This is a genomic window from Pseudomonas fluorescens, from assembly GCF_902497785.1.
GTDB lineage: Bacteria > Pseudomonadota > Gammaproteobacteria > Pseudomonadales > Pseudomonadaceae > Aquipseudomonas > Aquipseudomonas fluorescens_BO.
Genome location: NZ_CABVHK010000009.1, coordinates 183,269 through 198,612, shown reverse-complemented (window position 1 = coordinate 198,612; position 15,344 = coordinate 183,269). Strand labels below are relative to the sequence as shown.

14 protein-coding genes and 1 pseudogene are annotated in these 15,344 nt (G+C 54.5%); 1 reads left to right on the top strand and 14 read right to left on the bottom strand.

The window, feature by feature from the left end; genetic code table 11:
• Positions 1–179: 179 nt before the first annotated feature.
• From F8N62_RS15540 to F8N62_RS15490, 12 genes and pseudogenes are all read right to left on the bottom strand, one after another.
• Complete coding sequence (locus F8N62_RS15540) at positions 180–1,370, bottom strand: STY4528 family pathogenicity island replication protein (protein ID WP_020300886.1); 1,191 nt, start codon at positions 1,368–1,370, stop codon at positions 180–182.
• Positions 1,367–1,915 (bottom strand): DUF2857 domain-containing protein, encoded by a 549-nt coding sequence (locus tag F8N62_RS15535; protein ID WP_032903632.1) that lies wholly within the window; start codon positions 1,913–1,915, stop codon positions 1,367–1,369. Before F8N62_RS15535 ends, F8N62_RS15540 begins: the two co-directional genes overlap by 4 nt.
• Positions 1,912–3,498, bottom strand: a complete 1,587-nt coding sequence (locus tag F8N62_RS15530) for a ParB family protein (RefSeq protein ID WP_020300884.1) — start codon at positions 3,496–3,498, stop codon at positions 1,912–1,914. Before F8N62_RS15530 ends, F8N62_RS15535 begins: the two co-directional genes overlap by 4 nt.
• Positions 3,499–3,512: 14 nt before the next feature.
• Positions 3,513–3,722 carry a hypothetical protein gene (locus F8N62_RS15525; RefSeq protein ID WP_076964377.1) on the bottom strand — a complete coding sequence of 70 codons (210 nt, stop codon included), beginning with the start codon at positions 3,720–3,722 and terminating at the stop codon, positions 3,513–3,515.
• Positions 3,723–3,807: 85 nt separating this feature from the next.
• Positions 3,808–4,650, bottom strand: a complete 843-nt coding sequence (locus tag F8N62_RS15520; protein WP_020300883.1) for a ParA family protein — start codon at positions 4,648–4,650, stop codon at positions 3,808–3,810.
• Between the two features lie 4 nt (positions 4,651–4,654).
• The gene (locus F8N62_RS15515) at positions 4,655–4,885 is read right to left on the bottom strand and encodes an AlpA family transcriptional regulator (protein WP_020300882.1); all 231 of its coding nucleotides are present in this window, start codon (positions 4,883–4,885) and stop codon (positions 4,655–4,657) included.
• A 115-nt stretch (positions 4,886–5,000) separates the two neighbouring features.
• Positions 5,001–5,753, bottom strand: coding sequence for a hypothetical protein (locus tag F8N62_RS15510; RefSeq protein WP_150709205.1), 753 nt, complete (start codon positions 5,751–5,753; stop codon positions 5,001–5,003).
• A 248-nt stretch (positions 5,754–6,001) separates the two neighbouring features.
• Complete coding sequence (locus F8N62_RS32305) at positions 6,002–6,790, bottom strand: methyl-accepting chemotaxis protein (RefSeq protein ID WP_371101270.1); 789 nt, start codon at positions 6,788–6,790, stop codon at positions 6,002–6,004.
• 69 nt (positions 6,791–6,859) lie between these two features.
• A pseudogene (locus F8N62_RS32300) lies at positions 6,860–7,126 on the bottom strand (HAMP domain-containing protein); the annotation flags it as partial.
• A gap of 798 nt (positions 7,127–7,924) precedes the next feature.
• The gene (locus F8N62_RS15500) at positions 7,925–8,923 is read right to left on the bottom strand and encodes a transporter (protein ID WP_032904495.1); all 999 of its coding nucleotides are present in this window, start codon (positions 8,921–8,923) and stop codon (positions 7,925–7,927) included.
• A gap of 96 nt (positions 8,924–9,019) precedes the next feature.
• The gene (locus F8N62_RS15495) at positions 9,020–10,015 is read right to left on the bottom strand and encodes a hypothetical protein (protein ID WP_090406428.1); all 996 of its coding nucleotides are present in this window, start codon (positions 10,013–10,015) and stop codon (positions 9,020–9,022) included.
• 221 nt (positions 10,016–10,236) lie between these two features.
• Positions 10,237–11,532, bottom strand: coding sequence for a PucR family transcriptional regulator (locus F8N62_RS15490; protein ID WP_020300877.1), 1,296 nt, complete (start codon positions 11,530–11,532; stop codon positions 10,237–10,239).
• A gap of 306 nt (positions 11,533–11,838) precedes the next feature.
• Between F8N62_RS15490 and F8N62_RS15485 the strand changes: the two genes are divergently transcribed.
• Positions 11,839–12,903, top strand: a complete 1,065-nt coding sequence (locus F8N62_RS15485; RefSeq protein ID WP_020300876.1) for a hypothetical protein — start codon at positions 11,839–11,841, stop codon at positions 12,901–12,903.
• A 63-nt stretch (positions 12,904–12,966) separates the two neighbouring features.
• Here F8N62_RS15485 and F8N62_RS15480 read toward each other — a convergent pair whose 3' ends face one another.
• Together F8N62_RS15480 and F8N62_RS15475 are read right to left on the bottom strand one after the other, a co-directional pair.
• Positions 12,967–14,448, bottom strand: coding sequence for an aldehyde dehydrogenase family protein (locus F8N62_RS15480; RefSeq protein WP_047531102.1), 1,482 nt, complete (start codon positions 14,446–14,448; stop codon positions 12,967–12,969).
• A gap of 43 nt (positions 14,449–14,491) precedes the next feature.
• Positions 14,492–15,340, bottom strand: coding sequence for a VOC family protein (locus F8N62_RS15475; RefSeq protein WP_020300874.1), 849 nt, complete (start codon positions 15,338–15,340; stop codon positions 14,492–14,494).
• Positions 15,341–15,344: the final 4 nt, after the last annotated feature.

Sequence of the window (15,344 nt, the reverse complement as noted above, 5' to 3'; positions counted from 1 at the left end):
GTTTGGTTTAAGAGGGCTAATTATGGAGACGTCAGTAGATTTGATGCCACCGGCATCAAATCTACTGACGTCTACGTTCATCGAAAGAGATGTCCCGGCTTTTCCCTAAGAGTTTCATAGTTTGGTCCGATGTGTTCGTAGAGTGGAACACCATGGATTTGATGCCACTGGCATCAAATCTACTGAGGTCCACCGCGTTTGCCACGCAGTTGGCGCAGCTCATTCAGGCACGCTTGTGCGAGGGCAGACGCGGGTTCGCCCTGTTGTCGAGATGGCCGCGAGGGAGCGGGTGGAGGTGATTCTGCAATGGGTGAAGGTTCGGCCTGACCTGCCCAAGGACGAAAGTCACCTTTCAGTGCGCGCTGGATCAGGCCCATCAGATACGCCGCTGGCTTGCGGATTCCACCGGCCGCACAACGTGCTCCCGCTTCGTTGAGCACCGCCTGCCGATCCGCTGGTTTGAGTTTGTTCAGCGCCACGGCGACGGCCTGACGCTCGCTTGGGCTCAGGTGCAGCGCAGCGGGCCAGTGCAGGTTATCCACCGCTGCGGTCGCGCGCGGTACTGTACAAATACTTTCTTTTAATACAGTACAGGCGGCGTTCGGATTCCGAACGGTGTCTGAAACATTGACGTTCAGGCCCGGTTCGGAATCCGAACGAGGGCCTGCACGATTCCGAACGCGGTGATCTTCCTCCCGTTCGGAATCGTGGAAGGCATCAACGGCTGGCTGATCCAATCCTTGCTGCGTCCAGTGTTCGCCCCAGCTGTCGAGCCGCGTCGGTAACCGATCACGATCGATATTCGTGTCCTGGCGGACTTCCTCCACAACGTGCTGAGCGACAATACGCACCGCCTTCGTCGCATGACCGAGGGCATGCCCGACCAGCGCCAGGTAATCCTGATCCAGTTCCATGGCTTCGGCGGGGGTTAACGGCTCATCGTGCAGAACATACAGAAAACCTTGAAGACGTCCGCTGAGCTGATCGCGTCCGCGACTCACCAAACTGAGCCAGCGCGTCAACCTGAGCATCGTCAACACCCGAGCAATGGTTTCACGGGAGGCTGACGCACCGTAGGGCACGCTCGACAGGTAAGGCTGCAAATCCTCATAGCGCGGCGTGACCACGCCCTGGCCTTGCAGCATGAGTCGAAACACCTGCCAGGCATTGCGTTCCAACGGCGTCAACCGACTATCCAACAGCAGCCGACGTGGCACGACTTCGTGAGATTGGCCACTGAATAGAAAGCCAGCTTGCAGGGCCTGGTTGGAGGGTTGTTCAGTGGTAGGGCGTACGGGCCAGCGTTCACTCAGATGCTGGGTGCATTGCTGCAGGACACGCTGCCAACGACTGGAAGGGGCTGTGTTCATGTGCCGTTGCTGTACTGGTCGATTTGTTGCCAGACGATGGTCAAGCTGACTTGTTGCTCCTCCGCCAGCATCATCATGGCGTCGAGCTGGTCCTCGGTACTGTCCTGAGCGCGTAGTTGGCACCAACGCTGCCAGAGCGCATGCTCCTGCGCCTCGCTCAAATTCTGAGGGCGACCTTTTCGGGTTTCTATCTTGAGCAGACGTCGACGCAGGGCGGTTTCCGAATGCGCCAAGCCAAAGCATTGGTACATGATGGTGCTGCTGGCGCCGAGCTTGAGCGCGCGGTTGATCAAGCGCTCGTTCTGCTCGTCACGTTCGGCTTGCTCGATCAACCGATGCAGCACCGGCGAGTCAATCTTGATCTCAACCCAGGGGATGGTTGCATGGGCCAGGCGCGACAACGTAGTGGGCGGTAAGGATTGCAACAGGTAGATGTCGTCCTCACCCAGTCCGAGTGCCTTGCAGCGCTGCAGGTTACCCTGGCGCAGCTCATGCAGTATCTGGGTCAGCATGGCCTGGTTGAGCACATTGAAGGACAGGTTCATGGCAGCTCCTTCGGTGAGCTATCTTCAGGGGGAATCGTTAAGTCGATCAGACGCCGGGCCAGGCGGATCAGGCGATACAGTTTGATTAACAGCCTGTCGGGCAGCCGCTCCAGTCCCACGTCCACGGCGGGACGATTTGTGAGCGGGAGTTGATAGATCCCCAGCAACAATTGGCCGAACAGCGCTGACGGCAGTTGCTTACGATCTTCCCAGTTGACGTCGTCTTGAGCGCGCAGCAGGGCCATGAGCAGTAGGTGAACGCCGGTTGCGTGAGGCGCTGCAAGATCAACTCGCTCGATGTTCAGGGCGAAGCCCAAGCCAAGCGGCTGACCGATGATGCTCTCGGGGTATCCGGCATAGGCCGCCATTTCTCGCGCCAGTCCGGCAATGGCTAAACGCAGTTGTTCGGGTGTATCCAGCGTTGGTGTGATCGTCCAGAGGTCGTCGATTGGGCAGGTTTCGACTGGAGACGTCGCTTTGGTGGCTATCTCGCGATCGATTTGCTCACGAATCTGTTGAACGCGTGATCGAGGATTGACCGCTGGTGAAACATTTGTTTCGGGTTCTGCGAGCAGTTCTTCTGAAACTGACTCTATCCTGCTCTCGACCTGGGTTGATTGTGATTCAGTGTCGGAGGAGGGCGGTTCTGCCGCGGCTTCATGTTCGCTTGGCGAATAGATGTTCTCTGAGGGCCTGGTAGTGACAGCCCCAGGCGTGGATACGACCCGTTGGGTATCGCTCAGCTCCAGGGCCAGCATACGGTAGGACTGTCCGAGCAAGCGGCTCATGCGTTCGAGTAATTCATCCTGGATCTTCTCAAGATCAAAGGATTCAGGATCGCAATCGAAGTAACCCATGGATTCCAGCCAGAACTCTGCAAATGCAACTGTGGCAGTTGGATAACGGTTCCAGATTCGCTCAGCCTGACTACGTAGACCGATCAGACGCTCTATCTGAGGCTTACCCAACCCGGCATACAGAGTTTGTGGAATGGCGGGTAATAAGTGTTCGAGGGTGTCCAGCATCCGGCTGATGTGCGACTGTGAAATCGGATAGCCCCCAGCGGCAAGACGTCGAGCCAGCTCCCGTTGTGAGAGCTGTGGGCCATCCGATTCAAGCATGGTTTTGAGTTTGGCTACCGCCAGAGCCCGTTCGATGAACGTGAGTTGGCCGTGCAGATCGCTTTCCGCCAAATGGCCGAGTAGGGCGTTGGTTTCATTGCTCCAAGGTCGGAACAGGCAGTGAATCCGAAAGAAACGCTCGTCGCGAGTTTCCTGCCACAGCTCGCCGAGAATCGCCAAGCGCGTATTACCGCCGTTGCGGATGATGAAATAGGTTTCTCCCGGGCGACGGGTAATCGGCGGTGGTTGATCCAGCCCGCGTTCACGGATCGAAGCCTTGATATCGTCATACAGCGGATTACGAATGAATCGAGGGTTGTGTTCGTAGGGCCGCAACTGCTCCAGAGTGACCAGCATAGGCGTGTCAGTAAGTGGATCGGATAGCCGCTCCAGTTCTGGACCTCGAGGGAAGTGGTCCTGGTGCAGCTTGTCGGTGATCTGCGCCTGACTGAGCTTCTTCATCGGAACAACCTCAGTTAACGCCGGTTACGCAAATGGTCACCGACCTCGAACTTGACGATCTTGGCAGTCCCCGAACCTTCGAAATGTCTGGAAAGCTCTGCGAGGAGCCAACCCATGGCCGAGCGTCCACCCTGCAGGCGAAAGACGACAGTGCAGTATTCATCGCCAGATGGGTGGTGTGGTCGAGTGAATGGTGGAGCGATGATGGGAAGTTGATCCAACATCAGAAGACTCCTTGCCAAACGCTGTTGGCTATAAGGTCGAGCAAACACAATGATTGGGCGAGAAGTGCCGGCATGGTGAATGGTGTCATTTAACCTCCGTGCACCTGCCCACCCTAGAAATCGCTTCGCGCCATTCCGGAAACAACTCGATGGCCAGCGCTTGCATGGTTTCCATCGCGGATGGCGAGCGTCGTTCCCGTGACTGGCGTGTCTCGACTCGGTGGACCGGTAGGCCAAGGGAGGCGGCGTTGAGGTACGCCACTCGCTCCGGAATTGCGGTGTCTAGAACCGAGATGTTGTTAGCCCCTGCGAAGGTCTCGCGCAGGCCACGGATGATCATCCGGGTGTCCACTCGAATGGCATTCACCTGGTTCAGGAGCAGTCGTAAGGGTGGGGGTGGAATGCCCAGGTGGCGGAAAGGTTCGAGTTCGCTGAGTAGCTTCAAGGTGCCACGCTGCAGTTCGCGGGCGGCGAGCATTTCCGGGGTGATGGGAGAGAGGGCAAGGTCGGAGGCCAGGATGGCCATCTCCAGCAGCACGCTACGCGCACCTTGGGTGTCGATCAAAAGCAGGTCGTAACGGGCGCGGAAGTTGTCGAGCAGATTGCGTAGGCGTAATCGCCCGTCAGGGGCGTGCAGCAGCAAGGTACTCAGTCGACCTTGATCGTCGTTGGAGACGATCAGATCGAGCCCTGCAATCACTGTCCTGGAAATAATCTGGGCAGGCATAGCTAGGTTGAGTGCGATGAACTCGTACGCACCGACATCAGCCTTCTGGCTCAAGGCGTAATAGCTGGAGAGGGTGGGTTGGCTATCCAGATCCAGTAGCAGGACGCGTAGGCCTGCGTCAGCCAGTAGGCCGCCGAGATTGGCGGCTACTGTGGTTTTGCCCACCCCGCCTTTGGTGGAAACCACCGATACCACACGCATGGCATCAGGCCTGTTTGCCTAAGCGTTCAACGACCCACTGCTCGATTTCTAGCGAGTCCCAACCGACTGCCCGCAATCCAATGCGTTTAGCCTGAGGGAATTTACCTTCCTTCATCAGGTTGTAGATGTGCGCGCGTTTGAAGCCGGTTTTTCGCTCCACCTCGTCACGTCGCATGATGTGGCGTTCTACCTGCAGTTGAGGTGCTTCAACGATGGGTAAGGATTGGCTGGACATGCTGGTCACTCCTGGCGCCGATTGGCGCGTGGTGGGAAGTGACCTGAATTGAATAGCAGAAGTGGGGGAGAGTCATTGCACTGCAATCAGAGGTATTGCAGTGCAATTGCTCCACTCAGATACCTTTTTTGAGTATGCGATTGGCTGCGGCGAACTTTGCATCCAGCGTGCGTTTGCTCAGGCCAGGATCGTCTTTGCGATGAGCTGAGATGGAATTGACGATGGAGGATTGACTATCAAATACTGAGTGCGGTTTACCTGATGGCGAGTGTCCTAAGATTAGTTCAAGCAACGCCCCTATGACTTTCAGGTAGCCGATTTCACTGCGGTCACTGAGTTTACTGTTGGACTTTAGTAACTGATGGATATTTTCTCTTTCCAACCCCATTGCCTCAAGCTCATCGAGTAGTTGTTGATAAGACGCTTCTATATTTTTTATCCGCAATTGCATTGCATCTCGGTCGGCTTGTAAGGCCAGATAGGTGCCAGGGCTGATAGCTCCTTGTTGGTTGAAGGACTGTTCGAAAAGAAAGCTTGGTCTTTGGTCAGGGTAGTAGCGCGCCATCCAAACTCTGAGGTCAGTATGGCGGATAGTTATCTGACTGCAATCGATGGGCGTGCCAATCGTGACCGACACGCCGAAGCAGCCATAGGCCAGGTCGCCATGGCGAATGGCATCTATAATTTTTTCGGTATTTGCCTGTAGGCACGGCCATTGGGGGAAGTATTTTGACAGGAGCGCAGGACTGTCCCAAGCCGATTCTAGTATTTGGGTTTCATGAGCCATGAGATTGCACCAGCGTATAGCTGCGTCAATGGGCCGATAAAAAATTTTTGCAAAAACGTTGTAGCTGTCGGGTTCATACATAGGAGCAGCCTCATATTCGAGGGAGCAGATCCGCTAACTACGTTTTTATGGCCTTTACTAGCTGGGCTTCCGTGCGGCAACTGTCCCTTGATTCGGTTTTATTTGTTGGTAAATCGATATCCTTTTTTTCGTGAGAGATCCGAGCATTAAGCACCTAATGCACTCTGGTTATCGAGTTCTTACGCTTGTTTCAATTGACGATTTAGACGCACAGCACCACGGTGCTTCTCCCAATAACCTATGCATCGCTAGACTTTGAAAGAGCTTATTCTGTGGTGCAGCAACTGACTTTGCTTATTCAGGAGTCGTGCTCCATCAGCCAGGTCATTGACATAGTGGGAGACTCCATCACTCAGTCGGTGAATGGTGATGATATTTTCGTTCACCGTTTCCGCGACAGTACTCTGCTCCTGAGCAGCCAAAGCAATGTGTTGGTTCATTTCATTGATGCCCTGAATGTTTTCGCTGATTCGCGTCAGGAACTCACCGACTTGCCGTGAGGTGCCCACCGCATCCTGCAGCGCATTCTGGCAACCCTCCATGGCTTCTCGTGCCTGATGCGCTGCGCCCTGTAACTGGGTGACAATATTTTCAATGACTTCGGTCGACTGGCGGGTTTTTAGCGCCAGGGCACGGACTTCGTCAGCGACCACGGCAAATCCTCGTCCTTGCTCACCGGCTCGTGCGGCTTCGATGGCGGCGTTCAGGGCGAGAAGGTTGGTCTGCTCGGCGATCCCGCGAATAGTGACCACCATCGCACCGATCCCCTCGCTGTCTCGCATCAAGTCACCCAGTTTCAGAGCGGTATGGGCTATCTGTGTCCCCAGGCGTTCGACCATTTGCTGGCTGGCGTCCATCATGGCGTTCCCTTCGCAGACATGGGCTGCCGACTCGCGTGTTTGTGCGCTAGTGCTCGAGGCGTGTCTGGCAACCTGGATGGCGGATCGAGCGAGTTGCTGCACGGAAGCGGCTACGGATTCGACCTGCTGAACCTGCTGGGCGGTAGCGTGCGAGGTGTGACCAGTTGTTATGTCCATTTCACCGGCATGCTGATCGAGAGCGCTAGAGACGAGCCCGACATCCGCAATCAGGTTCGATAGCCGTTCAAGCACTAGGTTGAAGTTGCCAGCCAACTCACCAATTTCATCAGGGCAACTGGCATCTAGGCGTTTACTCAAGTCAGCTTCACCTCGTGCTATCTGCGCCAGGCAAAGGCTGACCTCTTTGACTGGTCGCAGAATGTGACGCCGGGTCAATAGCCACACAGTCCCCAAGGTAGCGAGCAACAAAACTGCGGTGACTGCCAAGTTTTGCAGTAATACAGTTTTCAGGGTCGTTCTCAGCGCCTGGTTGTTGAACTCAATATCCAGCATAGCCAGCGCCTGACCATGATGCATTACCTGTGTGTTGAGCCGGAAGGAGACATTAGCCGCGTTTTTCTGACTGACAGAAGTTGAACGTTGCGTACGGGAATCGCGCACCGTTAGTCCATTAACATCGGGGGCGCGCAACAGTTCATTCAGCAAGTTTTCGATCTGAGCCTGATTACCACTCGCGAGCGGTTCGCTTAGGGATTGTGCCGCAAGCTCAAGTAACGTAGTGGCTTGCCTGAGTTGCTGTCTGCTCAACTCCCGAGACGTGAATTGATAGTTGAGCGTCGCGACAGCGAGTGAAACGCAAAGCATGACCAGTGTGAGCGTCATCATCATTTTGCCTGCGAGCGAATATTGCATCATGGATCTCGTTTTATTGGCGTGGTCTTTCAGCAGAAACGATGCAGGGTTAATTTCATCCTGATGCGACTCGCGGCATTGCGGAGTAGGCGAGATAATCGGCGAAACGCGGATCTGAAATTTGTGTAGAATTAAGCATTACTGAGGTAGCACAAGTCATAGGCGATCTCGGTGTGAACGACGGATATGTTCTCGGTAGCGCTAATCTTCAGTGCAGCCGGACAAACGCAAAAGACACACGAACGGCTATTGTGCTCGGTAGGAGTTACCTGCAGATTGCCGTTCAGCTCGTTGAGGCCCACCTTCCATTTGTCGACCCACTTCCATATCCAATATTTATTTCGACGAACGGTTAACTTGGAAGCCAACGCGTCCGTGGCGGGGAAGAGTTGAGCGCCACCTCGACGTATCGCTACATCGAGGATAATGCTCTTGACCTCAAAAGGTGTGCGCGTAACGTACCTGCACGACGTAGTCGTTGCGTGCGCGGTTCTCTACTTCGGTCTCACGATAAGTGTTGAACCAGACACCATCACCATCGCCTACTTTCCAGAACACCCCAGGGCCAATCCCAAGCACTTTTTCGCGAGAGTCGGCGAGGCGGTGACCATTGACCTCATCATCACTTATTTGTTTGAAGTAATACCCATTGAGGCCAACTGAGACGTTGGGTATCACTTCATAGGAGGCAGTAAAGTTAATCCATGCCGCTTTGCCTGCCTGGGTATCACGCACAGGCTGACCTTCGAACAGTTGCACTGAACTGCTGGCTGGGTCCTTGTTTTTAAAGTTTTGCAGATAGTGCAAGCGCCAGCTCACTTCCCAGCGGGGTGCGGGCATCCAGGTCGCCGCCCAGTAAGGATTGATCGAGTAGAAGTTAGATCCTTGGTTGAGGTCCTTGTGTTCATCGTATTTACCGACGGGTAACAACACATCCAGTGCCAGGCGCTGGACGAAAATAGGTCGTCCATGCTCATCGACAATAGGATCGAACTGCACCAGCGGGCCGGTGGTGACGTCGCCAACTCCAGTGGCGTTGTCCTTGAGTTGTGGACCGTTGCTACCAAAGTCACCGTCGAGTGAAACGATCGGCACAATGATGTTCCAGCCCAGGTGTGCGCCCGCGCCAATAGTGTTGGGCGAGTAATAGCTGAGTTGGTTGATCAGGCTGGTGACATTGATCTTCGGGTTATCAAAGTCTTTGATTTCCTTACCCGAGTTATTTCGAATCGAACTGGCGCTGGTGTACTTCAAGTATTGCTGGAACGAAAAGCCGGGCAGGCCGGCAAATCCATCGTAAAAACTGGTGCCTCCCAGATTGATCCCGTTCGGCTCCCCAACGCTAGGCGGTGGAGGGCCGTTGGCGGCTACAGTTTCTAGGGACGAGAGAGTGGCGAGGACTAGCAAGGCTGGACAAATTTTTTTTATTGTGTTCATCGTTGTTGGCTCTATTGTTATTTTTTTTGGCGCTATTTGGTAATTCCCAGAGTGCTTTTGCATCAAGCAATCTGGTACCAATGTGCTTTTGGCACATTATTTTTTTGCTTGCGTGGTACCTGGGCTCGCGGCATCAGACGCTGAGGGCTTTGCTCTGAATCGATGGAAAGGGCAACCCGCGACTTTCGCCTGCTCGCTCTGCTGATCTGGTGTTTTAGATGCACCCGCAGCGCGCTTGGCGGCATGCGCCACTTGCCGGCGTTCCGTGAAGGTGTCCTTCGGATCAGGGATCACCTTTTCCCCCATCCACAGAAAACCGGCAGTAAACAAACGCAATGCTTTCCTGGCCAACGGTGAGGGTCGTTTGAGTTCGTAGGCGCGGATCAGATGATCGGGATAAAGACTGATCACCCAGGCAAATACCAGAGAGTGTGAGAACTTTGGAAAATAACGATCGGCGAACTGTTGGATTATTGCTCGCGCCGCCGGTGGGCCCATGTCGTGTTTGGGAACATCCTCACTTTCCCAGCGATCCATGAAGGCCATGATTCCATCAAAGGAATCAGGGAAGCCTGTAATCGCTTCGCCCGTCCCGGCGTTGCGAAAAATGGTTGACATCTGGTGCCAGTATTTAACAGCGGCGAGCTTCTCTTTTTCGCTCATGCCCGCCATACCTACGCGTTGCATCAGGCGATGCATGCCGGCTGCTTCATAGCAAAGCGTGTAGACGTAGGTGTCGTTGCGGCTGAAGCTCTCGCCAAATCGCTGAGCGTAGTGGGAGTGTATTTTGTTTATCGACTCAACGTTTTCGCGGGTCTTGTCGTGGTGTGAACCGTAATGCCACCAAACCTGCATCTTCCAGGATGTGTCATCGGAGCGTCTGAATGAGTTTTTTAGAATTTTCCCGTCACCGTTGTCAATGAGAGGCAACGCGTCCAGTTCCCTTACGAAGAAGTGAGGGAAAGTGACGGCGTACACAAGATTCATGATGAAGTCGGTTGGCCGATAAGCCGCAGAGAGTTTCCAGATCTCGTCATAGTCGGTAGCAGGGTCGAGCTGATCAATACGCGCGGCGATCCATTTGCGGGTCATCGGGTTTTCCTCTTATTTTTGTTGTCATCTCACTGGGCGCATGGTCATTGCGCTTCCTGCGGATGGCTTACAAGTTAGAAGAAGTACCGAGCGCAGTCATTAGGCCGGAAAACCAAAATAATGATTGGTTTTGGTATTGCAGTACGGCGGCCCTCGAGCGCTTGAAACGTGCGTTGATGGTCTATCGACTGGGATACATCAATCTCACTGTTTACCTGTTTCTATTCCCTTTCATGCTTGAGGACACGGCCCTCGTACTGGGTGATCAGGTGCAAGGCGCAGCGTATTTCGAGCTCTCGTTGCTTGATAGGACAACCCAGCAGTAGTTCTATCTGTTGCAGTCGATACACTAGCGTGTTGCGGTGAATACCTAGCGCTTCAGCACCGTGGAGCAAGCTGTTGCCTGACTGCAAGTAAGCGCTGAGTGTTTGGCGGTAGCCGCCGGCTTTCTCTGATTTGTTTGCCAGAGGTCCGAGCACGGAGTCGACATACCACGCGGCCTTTTCAAGATCCTGACCGACCAGGATCGTCAGGACATGGTCAGCCCAGCGCATGACGCCTTTGATTGGGGAAAGGATTGCAACGCTACTGACATCTCTGGCTTGAAGATGAGTACGCCTGAACCCAGCAGGGCCCTTCGCTGGTTCACCCAGTGCACATTGAGTTCCACTTAATTGCCCCAGTGTTTCTTCAAGTCGTTTCAGTTGGGTCGGAGTAGGGGCGCGCGGTGTACTGACCCAAGCCCATGTCAAATGCTGAGTGAAGGAAACTACCAGCGGTGTATCGCCGATGATTGCATCTTGTAAATTGCGTTGTAACTCACCCAAGTCTGAGCTGAGCTTGGTGTTGAGATCAGAAATAATGATACCGACATGGAAATGCTCAAGATCCAGGCCATGATCTTTTTTGATTTGCTTTAGCTCGAATGGTTGAAGCGCGCCCGCATTGCCGATCAACTTTTCCACAAGGGCGCGGCGTCTCGCGATTTGACTTTCCATCAGCACCTGACGCTCGTCCAGGTAGCACAGCACAAAGTGCTCGATGATTTCATCCACCACGCATGCACCGTTGGTGACTAACCGTTGAACCGTTGAGGGTGCAAAAGTCCTGGACGCCGACGCGGTGAAAAAATGATTGACCCAGATAGTCTGGTTGGCTCGCATGTTTTTGACGATGCTGCTGAACGGTACTTCGCGACGTGCAGCTTGTCGCGCCATTGAAGGGATCAATTTCAGCGTAAAGTGCTCACTGTTTCTCGATAACGAACTCATGAATATATCGAGGATGAGCGTTTCAAGGTTGAGGCGTATCTCTGGCGTCGGCAAGTCAGGCACCGTTTGAAATTCGTCCTGCAAGCGCTTGAGGGAACTGGCGGCCTCCTCAAGCGCCCAGGCCACCGCACCTTCACCCATCTTCAACACAGCATTGGTCAGATGATGCTGACCAATCACCGCCTTGGAAAAAGCGTCCTCGACCGAGCCTTTTGGCTGCAGGTGAGAATAGAGATCAGTAGTCAAACGGTACTCCCTGTGAGTCGTAATGATTATTTATGTACGCATCACGCAGCCGCCCGTGGGGATCCAGCGCACTGTGATTGCAGTATAGCGTCGCGGTGATACTGCAATACCAAAAACGCCGTCGAGCTTGGATGGACAGACCGGAGACTGGCCCGGGGCGAGGCCCTATCGTAAGTGGTGGTGTTTTTAAATCGAGAGCACCCAGACGTTGCGCCATGAGCGCTTCTGTCTGACGACTGAAGGCCGCTGATCAGAGGCCTCTATTTTCGTATTCACTATGTGCACTCAAGCGAAGAGAGGATCTACATGTCTGCCCCTAAAAAGTGGATTCAAGCCAAAATCCAAAGCCTCGACCCAAGCAAGGATTACATTGAAATCTGGCGTTTATCGAACAGCTACGGGCTGAACGACTTCATGCAGAACTTCATCTACGCGTTGACCTTCCCTAATTTTGTCGTCACCGATTGGGGCTCCAGAGCGGTCTGGCGTGAAGACGGTGGCAAAGTCGTTTCACGGTCCACCTCGCGTGTAGAGCAGACCGGCAGCGCCAATGCGCTGTGGTGGTTCTACGGTCCTGAAGACAGCCGCACCATCAAGTCGGTTGAAGGTATTAATAATCTTCATGCGCATTGGGCCAAGCAGTATCCCGGTGCCTTTTCTTATAATGACGATTACGTGTACGTCTGTGCATTCACCGCCATCACAATGCACCGTCTGAAGTTGAAGATGGGCGCCCCGGGCCTCTCCGAGAACGAGAAGATTGCCGCGCACTTGTTCTGGCGTGACATGTGCAAACTCTTCCGTGCTGAAAACGATCAGCCGATCACTGGTTACCCGGATAGTTTCGACGCGCTCGTGGAATTTTGCGAAGCCTTCGAAAATGCTCCAAAACCCAAGCTTGAACGTGGCAATCTCATTATCACGGCGATTCATGAGCAGTTTGTCTTCCGCTTCTTCCCCAAGGAGTTGCATTGGTTTGGCCATCAGTTACTGCGCGCCATGTCATTGACCACCACGCTCGACACCATGCAGGTCGACCGCCCTGACCCCGCCGCGGCCCAGCTTTTGCCGCAACTGGCCGGCTACATGATGGGCATGATGGAAATGAATGCCGACGATCCGACTGAAGCCTATATCGAAGAGCGGATGAACATGTCCAGTGAAGATAAAGCCGAAGTGCGAAAGGGCATCCAGGCGCTGGACAAGCAATTCCCCGAGCATTACGTCGAAACGTACAAGAATGATCCTAAATTTGTCGGTTGCCCTTTTCATGCCGCTTTGGGCGATGGCGTTACACCGCAAAATGCAGCCGACAAACAAAGCATCAAGTCCATAGAGGCTCAGGTAGCGGCTTTGGGCGGCGACGAGTAACGCCAACTCACCTTGTTGCCCTGCATGACAATCAGCCCCGACAGGGGCTGACTGCGTGGTGCATTAAAAAGGGTAGTGGTGACCACCTGGCTGCCAGGTCACCCAGTGTGCGCGAGTGAATTCATCGACGGCATAATGACCGTTGAAACGCCCGAGCCCGGAGTTCTTTTCACCTCCGAAGGGCGCGTTTGGCTGGTCATCGACGGTGATGTCGTTGATGTGCGTCATGCCGGCGACGATGCCACGAGCGAACTGCAACCCGCGCGCCATGTCTTGGGTGAATACCGCACTGGACAACCCATACTCGCTGGCATTCGCAAGTCGCAGGGCGTGCGCTTCATCGTCGGCTATGAGCATTGGTAACAGTGGGCCAAATGTTTCATCTACCGCCAGGGCGTCATCGGCTTTTACGTTGCCGAAAACATGCGGTGGGAGCAACAGACCGTTGGCTGAAGCGCCGAACAGTTTAGTCAGGCCAGCGCTGTGTGCCTGATCAATCTTGCGTAACAGGCCATTCAATTGCGATTGATTGACGACAGGCCCAATCACGGTGTCCGCATCATTAGGGTTACCCACTTTCAGCTTGCTGACCCTCTCCACCACAAGTTCTGCAAACGCCGGGTATAAGGTGCGATCAACAATCACTCGGTTGACGCTCATGCATATCTGCCCTTGATGCAGGAAACGGCCGACCACGGCTGCGTGAGCTGCCACTTCAACGTCGGCATCATTCAGCACCACCAGTGGCGCGTTACCACCGAGTTCAAGAGCAACGCGTTTGATGTGCTTGCCACCCGTGGCGATGCGCCCGACATTGCGCCCCACGTCCGTAGAACCGGTGAACGAGATCAGCCTGGGTACTCGATGTTCCACGAAGGCGTCACCGATTTCCGATCCGGCGCCCACAACAACGTTGATGGTGCCCGCAGGGAAGCCCGCCGCCTCCAGTAGGTAGGCGATCAACAATCCGCCGCTGACAGCGGTATCACTCGCAGGTTTCAGCACTACGGTATTACCTAATGCCAAGGCCGGAATAACGGAGCGCATGCTTAGATAAAGCGGAAAATTCCATGGGCTGATCACCCCCACAACGCCAAGTGGATCACGGAACACAAAGCTCTGTTCGCCGGGCTTGTAGCTGGTCAAGATCCGACCCTCTACTTGCATCGGCATGCTCGCGCATTCTCGGACCAGGTTCAGCGTGCTTTGCCACTCGATGCCAGCCTTGATTCGAGTGCTGCCCGACTCTTTGATGAGCCAGTCGATAATTTCTTCACTGCGCTGCGCAACGATAACGGCAAGCTTTTCAAGCAACATAACCCGTTGGCCGGCGTGTAGCGCAGCCCACTCCAGCTGTGCCTTTTCGGCGGCCAGATAGGCTTCATCCAGATCGGCGACCGAGGCGAGCGGCATGTCCAACAGCAACTCGTTGTTGAAGGGGTTGCGGTTGTCCAGGCGTTTGGTTGAGCGACCTGGCTGCCAGCGGCCGTTAATGTATTGATGACCTTGAATGGCAAATGGAGCGGGTGCGTTCTGGTTGTTCATTTAGGCGACTCGATCAATTTAATGGATTGACTTCCCTGCAAAATCAGGTGCGCATCCAGGCGCGGCCCCAGGAGTTAAGAGTGTGCTCACTCTGCGGCCATACGCCGGCTTCACGGTCTGCTGGCGCCAGTTCAAGTTCGGCCGAGAATTCCAGTCGGTTCCGATCGGCATCGACCACCATGAAAAACAGATTGTTGCCCGGACCATGACGGCCAGGGCCGAAGAAAATGCTGATGCGCTCCTTGGCAAACCGGTCGCCCCAATCACGAATGTCATTCCACTCATTGGTTTCGTAACAATGGTGGTCCCATTCATTCTTCGACCCACGGAAAAAGGCGAGGGAGTGATGCTCGTCGTCGGAGCGCAGGAAACACACCATGAGCTGGCCGGTTTCCTGGTCGACCACGTTGTCGGAAATGGTGAAGCCAACGGTGTTGACGTAAAAGTCGATAATCGTCTCAAGCTCGGTGGTTTGGAACACAACGTGCTGCAACCTCGACGGCATGCCTTGCAGTTCAGCACTTGTATCGGGAAGTACTACGCCGAATATTGTCTGGCGACCCTGTGGATCCCGAATGGCAAACGCGCCTGGCTCAAGTAAAGGCGAGGTCACCGGATCCATCTGGCATTCACGCTCAATCAGGTTCTGACGCAGCGCTTCCAGTTTGGCGTTGGAGTGGAGGTTGAAGGCAGCGGCCAGCAGGCCGCTATGGTCGGCTGGCGAAATGATTGCCGCTCGTTTCGGCCCCCGCATCACCTGGCTGCCATCTGCTTGTGGCGATGCGCGCATGTCCATCATTCGCGTATAAAAATCTACCTGGCGTTGAGGTTCTTTGCTTGCCAGGTGCAGGTAGCACAGTTGAGCAGGGGTCGAAGTCTGGAGGGTCGTCATGGAA

Bases quoted from the DNA above. Each gene is read 5' to 3' on its own strand.
- F8N62_RS15540 (WP_020300886.1), bottom strand. From the start codon at position 1,370: ATGAACACAGCCCCTTCCAGTCGTTGGCAGCGTGTCCTGCAGCAATGC.
- F8N62_RS15535 (WP_032903632.1), bottom strand. From the start codon at position 1,915: ATGAACCTGTCCTTCAATGTGCTCAACCAGGCCATGCTGACCCAGATA.
- F8N62_RS15530 (WP_020300884.1), bottom strand. From the start codon at position 3,498: ATGAAGAAGCTCAGTCAGGCGCAGATCACCGACAAGCTGCACCAGGAC.
- F8N62_RS15525 (WP_076964377.1), bottom strand. From the start codon at position 3,722: ATGTTGGATCAACTTCCCATCATCGCTCCACCATTCACTCGACCACAC.
- F8N62_RS15520 (WP_020300883.1), bottom strand. From the start codon at position 4,650: ATGCGTGTGGTATCGGTGGTTTCCACCAAAGGCGGGGTGGGCAAAACC.
- F8N62_RS15515 (WP_020300882.1), bottom strand. From the start codon at position 4,885: ATGTCCAGCCAATCCTTACCCATCGTTGAAGCACCTCAACTGCAGGTA.
- F8N62_RS15510 (WP_150709205.1), bottom strand. From the start codon at position 5,753: ATGTATGAACCCGACAGCTACAACGTTTTTGCAAAAATTTTTTATCGG.
- F8N62_RS32305 (WP_371101270.1), bottom strand. From the start codon at position 6,790: ATGGACATAACAACTGGTCACACCTCGCACGCTACCGCCCAGCAGGTT.
- F8N62_RS15500 (WP_032904495.1), bottom strand. From the start codon at position 8,923: ATGAACACAATAAAAAAAATTTGTCCAGCCTTGCTAGTCCTCGCCACT.
- F8N62_RS15495 (WP_090406428.1), bottom strand. From the start codon at position 10,015: ATGACCCGCAAATGGATCGCCGCGCGTATTGATCAGCTCGACCCTGCT.
- F8N62_RS15485 (WP_020300876.1), top strand. From the start codon at position 11,839: ATGTCTGCCCCTAAAAAGTGGATTCAAGCCAAAATCCAAAGCCTCGAC.
- F8N62_RS15480 (WP_047531102.1), bottom strand. From the start codon at position 14,448: ATGAACAACCAGAACGCACCCGCTCCATTTGCCATTCAAGGTCATCAA.
- F8N62_RS15475 (WP_020300874.1), bottom strand. From the start codon at position 15,340: ATGACGACCCTCCAGACTTCGACCCCTGCTCAACTGTGCTACCTGCAC.